This window comes from Acidiphilium iwatense, assembly GCF_021556475.1.
GTDB classification, from domain to species: Bacteria; Pseudomonadota; Alphaproteobacteria; order Acetobacterales; family Acetobacteraceae; genus Acidiphilium; species Acidiphilium iwatense.
This window is the reverse complement of sequence record NZ_JAKGBZ010000072.1, coordinates 1-10,758: the sequence shown is the minus strand read 5'-3', so window position 1 is coordinate 10,758 and position 10,758 is coordinate 1. Positions and strand designations below refer to the sequence as shown.

The 10,758-nt window shown below is 61.7% G+C and carries 10 protein-coding genes and 1 pseudogene; 5 read left to right on the top strand and 6 right to left on the bottom strand.

The genetic code is table 11. The features are described 5' to 3' along the window. Positions 1-124 precede the first annotated feature (124 nt). Positions 125-400 (top strand): lysozyme, encoded by a 276-nt coding sequence (locus tag L2A60_RS18890; protein WP_329603607.1) that lies wholly within the window; start codon positions 125-127, stop codon positions 398-400. Here L2A60_RS18890 and L2A60_RS18885 read toward each other — a convergent pair. The 5 genes from L2A60_RS18885 to adh form a co-directional block, all read right to left on the bottom strand. After that, complete coding sequence (locus L2A60_RS18885) at positions 393-803, bottom strand: c-type cytochrome (RefSeq protein WP_235706020.1); 411 nt, start codon at positions 801-803, stop codon at positions 393-395. The genes L2A60_RS18890 and L2A60_RS18885 overlap by 8 nt on opposite strands. A 25-nt stretch (positions 804-828) precedes the next feature. Beyond that, positions 829-1,608, bottom strand: a complete 780-nt coding sequence (locus L2A60_RS18880) for a hypothetical protein (RefSeq protein WP_235706019.1) — start codon at positions 1,606-1,608, stop codon at positions 829-831. Further along, positions 1,601-3,316 (bottom strand): methanol/ethanol family PQQ-dependent dehydrogenase, encoded by a 1,716-nt coding sequence (locus L2A60_RS18875; RefSeq protein WP_235706018.1) that lies wholly within the window; start codon positions 3,314-3,316, stop codon positions 1,601-1,603. The genes L2A60_RS18880 and L2A60_RS18875 overlap by 8 nt, the downstream gene beginning before the upstream one ends. A 72-nt stretch (positions 3,317-3,388) precedes the next feature. Next, complete coding sequence (locus tag L2A60_RS18870) at positions 3,389-3,784, bottom strand: DUF779 domain-containing protein (protein ID WP_235706017.1); 396 nt, start codon at positions 3,782-3,784, stop codon at positions 3,389-3,391. 1 nt (position 3,785) lies between these two features. Beyond that, on the bottom strand, positions 3,786-5,318 hold the full coding sequence (gene adh / locus L2A60_RS18865; RefSeq protein ID WP_235706016.1) for an aldehyde dehydrogenase: 1,533 nt from the start codon (positions 5,316-5,318) through the stop codon (positions 3,786-3,788). A gap of 290 nt (positions 5,319-5,608) precedes the next feature. Between adh and L2A60_RS18860 the strand changes: the two genes are divergently transcribed. The 4 genes from L2A60_RS18860 (at position 5,609) to L2A60_RS20980 (ending at position 10,661) form a co-directional block, all read left to right on the top strand. Further along, on the top strand, positions 5,609-7,528 hold the full coding sequence (locus L2A60_RS18860; protein ID WP_235706015.1) for a sigma-54-dependent Fis family transcriptional regulator: 1,920 nt from the start codon (positions 5,609-5,611) through the stop codon (positions 7,526-7,528). 357 nt (positions 7,529-7,885) lie between these two features. Continuing rightward, positions 7,886-9,310, top strand: a complete 1,425-nt coding sequence (locus L2A60_RS18855) for a transposase family protein (protein WP_235706014.1) — start codon at positions 7,886-7,888, stop codon at positions 9,308-9,310. After that, positions 9,298-10,236: a TniB family NTP-binding protein gene (locus L2A60_RS18850; RefSeq protein WP_235706013.1), complete on the top strand. Its 939-nt coding sequence runs from the start codon at positions 9,298-9,300 to the stop codon at positions 10,234-10,236. Before L2A60_RS18855 ends, L2A60_RS18850 begins: the two co-directional genes overlap by 13 nt. Positions 10,237-10,244: 8 nt before the next feature. Continuing rightward, positions 10,245-10,661 carry a TniQ family protein gene (locus tag L2A60_RS20980; RefSeq protein ID WP_407932572.1) on the top strand — a complete coding sequence of 139 codons (417 nt, stop codon included), beginning with the start codon at positions 10,245-10,247 and terminating at the stop codon, positions 10,659-10,661. Here L2A60_RS20980 and L2A60_RS18845 read toward each other — a convergent pair. Continuing rightward, positions 10,634-10,758, bottom strand: a pseudogene (locus L2A60_RS18845) (IS3 family transposase); the annotation flags it as partial. The gene L2A60_RS20980 and the pseudogene L2A60_RS18845 overlap by 28 nt on opposite strands.

The window sequence follows — 10,758 nt, the reverse complement described above, 5'->3', positions numbered from 1 at the left end:
GCCGCATGGGAGCGCACCCGCAATAGGGATCACGTCAAGGCCAACTGGCACTTCACCACCGCAAACGCCCGCATCAAACTGAAGCGGCTATACCCCGCACTATGAGCGACTCGGGGTACTAGCTCTGGTCGAGCGCGACCTGACGTCGGCATTCGATGATGTGACGAGCCAAGTCACTGTGCCGCTCAACCCGAACCAGCAGGCCGCGCTGATCGATTTCGTCTACAATCTCGGTGCCGGCAATTTCCGCGCCTCGACCCTGCTGCGCTTGCTCAATGCCGGAGATTTCGCCAGGGCGGTCCGACAATTCACCCTGTGGGACCATGCGGATGGACGCGTGCTACCCGGCCTGTTGCGCCGACGCGAGGCGGAGGCAGCGCTGTTCGCCGCACCTATTTGACGCGCGAAACCAGTTTCACGGTCGAGCTCTGCGCACCGTCATAGGTCAGCGCCGTCTTGCCGGCCGGATAGCCGTTCTTAGACAGAATGAACGCCATGATATCAGTGTATTGCGCTTTGGTCAGACTACCGGGAGCGCCGGCGGGCATCTGCTGAGAGAGCTCGTCGAAAATCGCCGCCACCGTGTAATTGTTGGACGGGCCGGCAAAATTCTGCCCGACCAGGGCCGGGCCGGAAATGCCTTGCAGATTCTTGCCGTGGCACATCGAGCAATGCGTCTCGAAATCGGCGCGGCCCGACGTCGCCTGAGCTTGGGTGTAGAGCGCCGGCGGCGCAGCGGCATGTGCCGTGGCGAACAAAGCGAGCGTCGCGACGACAATCGCGGGGGCGGCGAATTGCTTCATGGCGGATATCCTTGCTGGGCTTCGGTCATTGCGGAAGTCGATACGGGGCAATCAGGGCGGCAAGATGACGGGGACCGAGACGGCCGATCGCCGAGTTGAATCGCACGGCTTCGGCCGAAGCCGCCGAGCGGTAGAGAGCGACGATATCCCAGCGTGCGTGCGGCAGGTTAGGCTGGTGCTGGGCGATTTTCGCCGACGCGGCCGCGAGATGGCGTTCCAGCCAGGGCTGCCAGATCAGGGCGGCGTTGATCTTGTGCGACGCCAGCGCGCGATACAGCGATGCCGGGCTGGAATACTGGTATTCGGTCAGGGCGGCGCCATGGCCGGTGCCGAAATAGGTCGTTGGCACGGTAAGGTAGGCGACGCCCACCCTGGTCTTCGCGGGCAGGCCGGCAAAGGACAGCGCTTTCGTGCCGATATTGGCCAGAACGAAGCCGGTCGCGGCATAGGCCAGGGTCGCTTTCACGCCCCTGGGCAACGTCGGATCGCCGGCTTCGACCGGGAAGCCCATCACCAGATCGCAGCGCGTCGCAAGCTTGGCGAAGAAAGCCGGTTTCCGGGCATCGAGCGTGTCAGAACCGTCGCGCGTGTCGATCACGACGAAACGCGGCGCCGCATGATCGGCTTGGGCGACTGCCGTTGCGACCGCGCGGTCGATCGGGAAGAGCGGATTGGCCTTGTCAAGGCAGAAACTCAGGCGCGCAGCGGCTGCCGGCGCGGTGAACGCGGCCAGGGTCAGGGTGAGGGCGACAAAAAAATGCCCCGGCCGCTTGCGCGGCCGGGAGGTGAAGGGAAAATCAGCCATTGAGCGCGAACACGTGCAGCTGTCCGCCGCGCGGGGTATTGGCCAGCGACGTGCCGAGCTTGCCGGACCATAGCGGCCATACGCCGCCCCAGCCGGTCCAGATGGCGACATACTGCCTGCCGTCGATCTCGTAGGATATCGGCGTAGCGATGATGCCGGAACCGAGATCGGGGCTTGTCCACAAGATCTTGCCGGTCTTGGCGTCGAAGGCATAGAGCTTGCCGTTGGTGGTGCCGCTGAACACCAGGCCGCCCGCGGTCGCCATCGCGCCGCCATCCCATGGCTCCTTGGTCTTGCGCTGCCAGACCTGCTTGCCGGTGGACAGATCGATCGCCTGGATCGAGCCGAGTTCGTTCGGCGAGGCCGGGTCGGGCTTCATCTGGAAGGTTTCGCCCAGATAGGGCAGCCCGGCCGCGTAGCTGACCGGCACGCCCTTCATCGTCATGCAGGCGTGCAGGGTCGGTTCATAGGCCATGTTGGTCTTGGGATCGACCGCGCCCGGCCACCAGTTCTTGCCGCCGAGAAAACTCGGGCAGGTAAAGATCTGCTTGTCGAGTGCCGGCCGGACCTTGGGATTGTTGATCGCATGGCCGGTCTTGTCGATGCCGAGAATCGACAGGTCATGCACGAACGGCTTGGCGTAGATCAGATGGCCGTCCTCGCGGTTGATCGCGTAGAAATAGCCGTTGCGGTTCGCCTCGACGATCGCCTTGTAGGTCTTGCCGTCATATTTCAGATTGATCAGCTGCGGCGTGTTGACCCCGTCGTAATCCCAGGTGTCGTTGCGGGTATACTGGTAGTGCCATTTGATCTTGCCGGTATCCGGGTCCATCGCGATCACCGAATCCGAATAGAGGTTGTGGCCCGGCCGCATCGTGGCAAGCCAGGGCCCAGGATTGCCGACGCCCCAGTAGAGTTCGTGGGTGGACGGGGCGTAGGTTCCGGGCATCCACGGGCTGCCGCCGCCATGCTTGTAGGCGCCCACCGGCCAGGTCTTGCCGCCAGGTTCGGAGGGAGAGGGAATGGTATAGGTCTTCCACAATACCTTGCCGGTCTTGGCGTCGAGCCCGGCGAGGAAGCCGCGCGCGCCGTATTCGCCACCGCCCGAGCCGATGATCACCTTGCCGTCGATGGCGAGCGGCGCGCCTGAGATCGAATAGCCGATGCCCGGTTTCTCGAGGGAGACGTTCCACAGAAGTTTGCCGGTCTTGGCGTCGAACGCCAGGACATGGTTGTCGAGCGTGCCCATGAAAACCATGTCGCCGTACAGCGCGACGCCGCGGTTATTGACGTCGCAGCAGACCGTTTTCAGCGCCACTTTCGGCACGTGATAGTCGTATTTCCAGAGCAGCTTGCCGGTCTTGGCATTGAACGCCATGATGTGGTCGAGCGGCGTGGTGACGAACATGTAGTCGCCGTTGACCACTGGGATATCCTCGAATCCATTGGGAATATCGACCTTGGACGAGGACCAGACCTCCTTTAGCGTGCCGACGTTCTGCGGCGTGATCTGGGTAAAAGGCGCATAGTCGTCACCCGCGTAGCTGCGGTTGAACATCAGCCAACCCTTCGAATGGCCGGCATTGTCGAGCCGCGCCTGGGTCACCGGCGGATAGGCGGGCTGGGCGGCGGCAATGCCCACCGTCGCAAGCGCGAGCAGGGTGCTGCCGAACAGCCACGTCTTCAGGACTGGCCTTCTGGACGTCATATCAGTCTCCCCTTCAAGTCGATCTTGCCGATCGACGGTTGCACAAAACGTTTGAGTAAAACTTAAGAAAAATCAACATGTTACGCTCGCAGCTTCAAGCGACGTCGCCTCGGCGTTGGTAAATATACGCGATCGGGTGAGGAAGCGCCGACCGGTGCCGTTCTCCAGCGAAAACATGCCACCAGTGCCGGGCACCACATCGATGATGAGCTGCGTGTGCCGCCAGTAGTCGAATTGCGGCCGGCTCATATGGAACGGCGCGCCGCCGATCTCGCCGAGGCGGACATCGTCCGAGCCGGTCAGGAACTCGTCCTGCCGATAGCACATCGCCGACGAACCGTCGCAGCAGCCGCCGGATTGGTGAAACAGGATGGGTCCATGCTTCGCCCGCAACTCGGCGATCAGGACAAGTGCGGCGTTGGTGGCAACGACGCGCGCAACGCCGCCAATATGCACGGACCCGGCCATCTCAGAAAAATCCAAGCGCGTTCGGACTGTAGCTGACCAGCATGTTCTTGGTCTGCTGATAGTGGTCGAGCATCATCTTGTGGGTCTCGCGGCCGATGCCGGACTGCTTGTAGCCGCCGAACGCCGCATGAGCCGGGTAGAGATGGTAGCAGTTGGTCCAGACCCGGCCGGCCCTGATTTCGCGTCCGAAGCGATAGGCGCGCGAGCCGTCGCGGGTCCACACGCCGGCGCCGAGACCATAGAGCGTGTCGTTGGCGATGCCGAGCGCCTCGTCCTCGTTCCTGAACGTCGTGACCGAGACGACCGGTCCGAAAATTTCCTCCTGGAACACGCGCATCCGGTTATGGCCGCGAAACACCGTGGGTTCGATATAGAAACCCTCCGCCAGCTCGCCGCCAAGCCTCGCCCGCGCGCCGCCGGTCAGCACTTCGGCGCCTTCCTGACGGCCGATGTCGAAATAGGACATGATCTTCTCGACCTGCTCGCTGGAGGCTTGGGCGCCGATCATGGTGGCGGTGTCGAGCGGATTGCCCTGCCGGATCGCCTTCACCCGCGCCAGGGCGCGCTCCATGAACCTGTCGTAGATCGATTCCTGGATCAGCGCGCGCGACGGGCAGGTGCAGACTTCGCCCTGATTGAGCGCGAACAGCACGAAACCCTCGATCGCCTTGTTGAAGAACGCATCGTCCTCGTTGCAGACATCGGCGAAGAAGATATTGGGCGACTTGCCGCCGAGTTCCAGCGTGACCGGAATCAGATTATGGCTGGCATATTGCATGATCAACCGGCCGGTCGTGGTCTCGCCGGTGAAGGCGATCTTGGCGATCCGCTTGGACGATGCCAGCGGTTTGCCAGCTTCGAGGCCAAAGCCGTTGACCACGTTGAGAACGCCTGGCGGCAGGATATCGGCGATCAACTCCATCAACACCATGATACTGGCAGGCGTCTGCTCCGCCGGCTTGATGACGACGGCATTGCCGGCGGCGATCGCCGGAGCGAGCTTCCAGGCGGCCATCAGAATCGGAAAATTCCACGGAATGATCTGCCCGACCACGCCGAGCGGTTCCTGGAAGTGATAGGCGACGGTGGTATCGTCGATCTGCGACAGGCTGCCTTCCTGGGCGCGGACACAGGCGGCGAAATAGCGGAAATGGTCGATCGCGAGAGGAATGTCGGCGGCCTTGGTTTCGCGGATCGGCTTGCCGTTATCGACGGTCTCGGCATAGGCGAGCAAGGCCAGATTCTGCTCCATCACATCGGCGATACGATTGAGCATGGCGGCGCGTTCGGCCACGGCGGTGCGGCCCCAGCGCTCGGCGGCGCCATGGGCGGCATCGAGGGCGAGGTTGATGTCCTCTTCGGTCGACCGTGCGATCTCGGTGTAAACTTGGCCAGTAATCGGCGTGACGTTGCCGAAATACGCACCCTTCACCGGCGAGACGAAGCGGCCGCCGATAAAATTGTCGTAACGGGTTTTGAAGCTGAAACCGTCGGGGGCGGTTTCAGCAAGCGGGCGTATCGCGCCATCGGGCATGGTCGTTCCTCCATATCTGCGCCGCGTTGATGATTGCCAAGGACTAAGCAACCGCCGTGCCAACACCGGTTTGCCTGGCGGAGGCGGGATTCGTGGCATGCGGCCATCCCGCGGCGCGGCGCGGGGCGTCTCGTTCGGGGGCATTGTCCCGAAACGGGACAAAATTGCGGATAACCGTTGTCACCCGTTCCGGTGCGACCTATCGTCCCGGTCAATCAAAATTTCATCAAACAGGGTGGAAAGAAGGCAGGCAGCGGCCCATGGAGCCACACGCACCGGATCTTGCGATAATGCGCAACCGCCTGAGCGAGCGGGGCGAAATCGCCACCATGCCCGGATTCAGCCCGGTGCTCGCCCGTTCCTGGCAGCGCTGCGTCAGCGCCGGATTGTCTCCCGAACGCCCCCGCAACGAGGCACGGCATCTCGATGATCGGGAACTGGGCGAGGCGATGGAACGCCAATCCGGCCTGACCGCGCGCGCCCGGCCGATCATCGAGTATCTGCATTCGCAGATCCGCGATTCCGGCTGCATCATTCTGCTCTCCGATCAGAACGGCTTCCTGCTCGATGCGGTGGGTGATCCGGGGTTCAGCGACCGTGCGGCCCAGGTGGCGCTCAGGCCGGGCGCATGCTGGGCGGAGAACGACCGGGGTACCAATGCGGTCGGCACCGCCCTGATCGAGGCCGCCCCGGTGGTGATCCACGGCCCGGAGCATTTTCTCGAACGCAACGGATTTCTCGCCTGCGCCGCCGCGCCTCTCGCCGCCTCGGATGGCAGCCTGCTCGGCGTGCTCGATATTTCCTGCGATTACCGGATTTACCACCCGCATACGTTCGGGCTGGTGCGGGCGGCAGCCCAGATGATCGAAAACCGGATGTTCGAGATCAGCCATGTCCGCGATATCAAGCTCCGCTTCCATGCCTCGGCGCAGGCGCTCGGCACGGTGGTCGAAGGTGTGCTCGCAATCACGCCCGATGGACGGATTCTCGGAGCGAACCGGCCAGCAGTCGAACTGCTTGGGCTGCGCCCAGCCGATATGGGCCGGAAATCCGTGAACGATGCGATCGATTGCCGCTTCGGCGATCTGCTCGCACGGGATTGCCGGCCCATAGGTGAGGTGGCGGAAATTCGCCGGCGTGACGGCGGACGGCTCTATCTGCGGCTCGAAGTCCCGCGCATCGGGCCGCCGCGTCGTGCCCCCCCGTCGCCTGCATGGCCAGCCGACGCGCTTGCCGCCCTCGATACCGGCGATGCGCAGATGACCCGCGCCATCGGCCAGTTGCGGCGCGTTCTGGACAAACCGATCCCGATATTGCTGCGCGGCGAAACCGGTGTCGGCAAGGATGTGCTGGCACGGGCGATTCACGACTCCGGGCCGCGCCGGGGCGGCGCTTTCGTGGCGGTAAATTGCGCCGCATTGCCGGAAAACCTGATCGAGGCGGAATTGTTCGGCTACGCCCCCGGCGCATTCACCGGCGCGCGGCGCGAAGGCTCGACCGGGCGCATCCGTGAAGCCCAGGGCGGCACGCTGTTCCTCGATGAAATCGGCGACATGCCGCTATCGATGCAGACTCGCCTCTTGCGCGTGCTGGAAGAGCGGATCGTGACACCCTTGGCCGGCCGGCCGGTGCCAGTGGATTTTGCCCTGATCAGTGCGACCAACCGCGATCTCAAGGCCGATATCGCTCAGGGCAGGTTCCGCTCCGATCTGTTCTACCGGCTGAACGGGCTCGGCGTATCGATCCCGCCGTTGCGACATCGCAGCGATCTCGACGCCCTGATCACCCGGATTCTCGCCCAGGATGCGGGGCAGGGGCCGACCCGGATCGTGTCGGATGCGCTGCTCGATGCGTTCAGGACCTATGCTTGGCCGGGCAATCTGCGCCAGTTGTCGAGCCTGCTGCGTATCGCCAATTCGATGTGCGATCCCGAGGAAACCGAGATCGGCTGGCAGCACCTGCCGGATGAGGCCGTCGCGGAACTTCGGTCACTCCCGGCATCCCAGGCCGGTTCGAAAGACAGCGGCGGCGCGGCTTCGTTGCGCGATCATTCCGATCAGATCATCCTTCGCACGATCGAGGCAAGCAACGGCAATATGAGCGCCGCAGCACGTCGTCTCGGCATCAGCCGCAACACACTCTATCGCCGGATTGCGGCGATTCCGGCGGCGAGTGTCGCGGAACCAAATTCCCTGAAAATTAAATCATGATTTTTCAATCTATTATGAATACCTAAATTTATTGTAAAATGCCCTGATTCGTCATAAAAGTATCCGAATTAACCGGAGGCGTCTGTGCGAACGTGGAGACGAACGTGAGCAAGACAAAAAATCCGCCGTTGAACTCGGTTTCCGATGTTGATTGGACCGAAGCGGTTCGGCGTGAAGCAGTGATTCGTCCTGTCGCTGAGAGACCCAAAATAGGTGTCTCCAATGCCTCCGTTGCAGCAAAGCAGCTTAATCTAAGCATCACACGGGTCTTACGAGCTTATACGTAAATTTCGAAACTCGCCTGTCGCAGCATCTCTTTTGCCAAAGAAGAGAGGCTCGGCGAAAGGCCATCGACGATTGGATCCTGCCGTTGAAGCGGTAATCGAGTCGGCGATTGACGCGATTTTTTTGAAGCGTGAGCGGCCCACGATTAAGCGGCTACTTGGTCTTGTCCGGCATGATTGCATGGCGGTCGCTCTGATGCCGCCGTCAATGAAGGCTTTGAGGGCGCGTGTTTCGGCGCGCAGTTTGCGCGAACGAATAAAAGCTCGCGACGGTCCGGCAGTCATGAATAATCGACTACGTCAGGTGAAAATCGGGCTTCGGCCGATACGTCCTCTGCAAATCGTCCAGGTCGATCATACCAAAGTTGATATCATGCTTGTCGACGACGTCACCAGAGCCTGTATAGGGCGCCCTTGGCTGACGGCCGTGCTCGACGTGCATACCCGAATGGTCGTGGGTCTTGCGCTTTCACTCGATCCTCCCAGCGCGGCCGTTGCCGGTCTTGCGGTCACGCATGCGGTGCTGCCGAAGGAAGAGCAACTCGCAGACATCGGTATAAACCTAATATGGCCTACGCACGGGATCCCCGAGATTATTCACGTGGACAACGGCGCTGAATTTCACTCGCGTGCTTTTGAGCGTGGTTGTCAGCAGCACGGCATCAGGCTCGAATACCGCCCTCCGGCAACACCACGGTTTGGGGGACATATCGAGCGCCTTATGGGAACTCTCATGAGTCGGGTTCATGGTCTGCCAGGAACGACATTCTCAAATGTCGCTGTGCGTGGCGACTACCAATCTGAAAACCGCGCTGTGCTCTCTTTTCGAGAGTTTGAACGAATCCTTATTCTGGATGTGCTTGGTCCTTATCACAATGAAGTGCACTCGGCTCTGGGGGGCACGCCTGCGGCAGCATGGGAAGATGGCGTTGCTGGCCTATCAATACGCCAGCCTGCGGATCCGGACGCTTTTCGCCTCGATTTTCTACCATTTGAAGAGCGCGTTGTGCGACGCGACGGAATACGGTTGTTCAACGTCTTCTATCAGGACGGTGTCCTTGCACACATTGTGGAGAGCGGTAGCTCAAAACTCCGCGTGAAATACGACCCGCGCGATCTGAGCGCGGTGTTCGTTGAACTTCCGGCAGGTGACCATGTGCGCGTACCTTATGCTGACATCGGACGCCCTCCGATAACGCTATGGGAGCATCGTTTTGCAACCAAGCACCTGCGGGAGAACGGACGACGCAGTGTAGACGAGCACGCGATTTTTGCTGTTGTCGAGGAGCAGCGTCGTATCCTCGCTGAAGCGCATGACCGGAGCAAGCGCGCGCGCCGGGCCGTCGTCCGCGCCAGCCTAGCCACCGACCAGGTAACTGGAAGTCGTAGTCAATCACACATTCCCATGGCAAGCCCTGGCGACGATCCCGACGCCAAAGTGCCGATGCCGGATGAGGGTACAACCAGCGGTGTGGAGTTCTGGGAATGGCGACGGTAGACGAATTTGCCCACCTGCCGATGGACGTGCGCCCAATCGCACGGTTAGAGGCCGAAGCACGGATTGCTCACATTCTTACCGAGCGCTGGATCCAGCATGCCACGGTTGACCGTCTGCTCGGCTACTTGCAGGAAGCGTTCGACCAACCGCCACGTGAGCGGATGGAGAATCTGCTCCTCCTCGGCGAGAGCGGAATGGGCAAGACAATGCTGATCCGCAAGTTCGAGCGACAAAACGCGGTCAGCTTTGATGAAGCGACGGGCGTACAGCATCGGCCGGTGGTTGTGGTGCTGATGCCGCCACAGCCGACCGAGTCTGAATTCTTCCATCGCGTGCTTGAGTCGATCGAGGCACCTTCTGTCCGATATTGGAGCAATGGCGGTCAATTGCGCACGTCGGCAATCCGGCTTTTGCGCGAAATTGGTGCGCGGGTTCTGGTGATCGACGAGATCAACTCGGTGTTGGTGGGATCCCCGCGGCAGCAGCGATTATTCTTGCAGCTGTTGCGGTTCCTGTCGAACGATCTTAGGCTTGCATTAGTCGGTGTCGGTGTACCCGAAGCACGACACGCTCTGCTGTCAGACACGCAACTGCGTAGTCGTTTTAGCGACATTGAGCTGCCACTGTGGACACTGGGCGACGACCTGCGAGATTTCGTCACCCGCCTTGTCTGGAGCCTACCACTGCGCCAGCCATCGCCGGTCGATTCTGCCAAGCTGCGGGCTATACTGGTGGAACGGTCGGGCGGAGTCACATTGGGCATTTGCAAGGCGGTGGAGCGTGCCGCAATGGCAGCCATCCGCAGCGGACGAGAGCGAATCGAGCTTGCGAGCTTCGATGATCCGGAGATTTGGCATGGCGTGGCGGCGCCCGGCCGTGGTACGCGTTCCCAACTTAGGGGGATAGCAGTGGCACGCCGAGCTTGACATCGCTTATGTCGATCCCGGTGGCGCCGAGACCATTCGCCGATGAAGCGATGAGATCGTGGATCGGCCGTGTCGCGGCGCGCTATGACCTGGAGCCAGAGCAACTGGTTTGGTGCCTGCGGGGGCCCCGCGCGGAGGGGGCCCATTATTCTGAATTCCACGAGATCCATTGGAGGCCAGATGCGGAGCTGGAGTACCTCCTGGCGCAAGCAACGCGCCTCGACGTAACCCGAATCGCCGAGCTGCGAATCCCTATACAGGGTTTACCGGACCCATCAGGTTGGCACAGGCAGTCGCGCGCCTGGTGCCCCCTCTGCGTTAATGAGGACGTTCGACGATATGGCGAGACTTACGAGCGCGCGGTCTGGCAACTCGGCTTCTGCGCCGTCTGCTCGGCGCGTCGCCAGACCTTGCGCACACCATAGACCTGGAAATTCTCATCCCACACCCGGCGGATCTCGGGCCGCAGCTGGATGTCCCGTTTGGCGCGCGGCGGCAGGCGGCCCGGGTTGGCACGGCGAG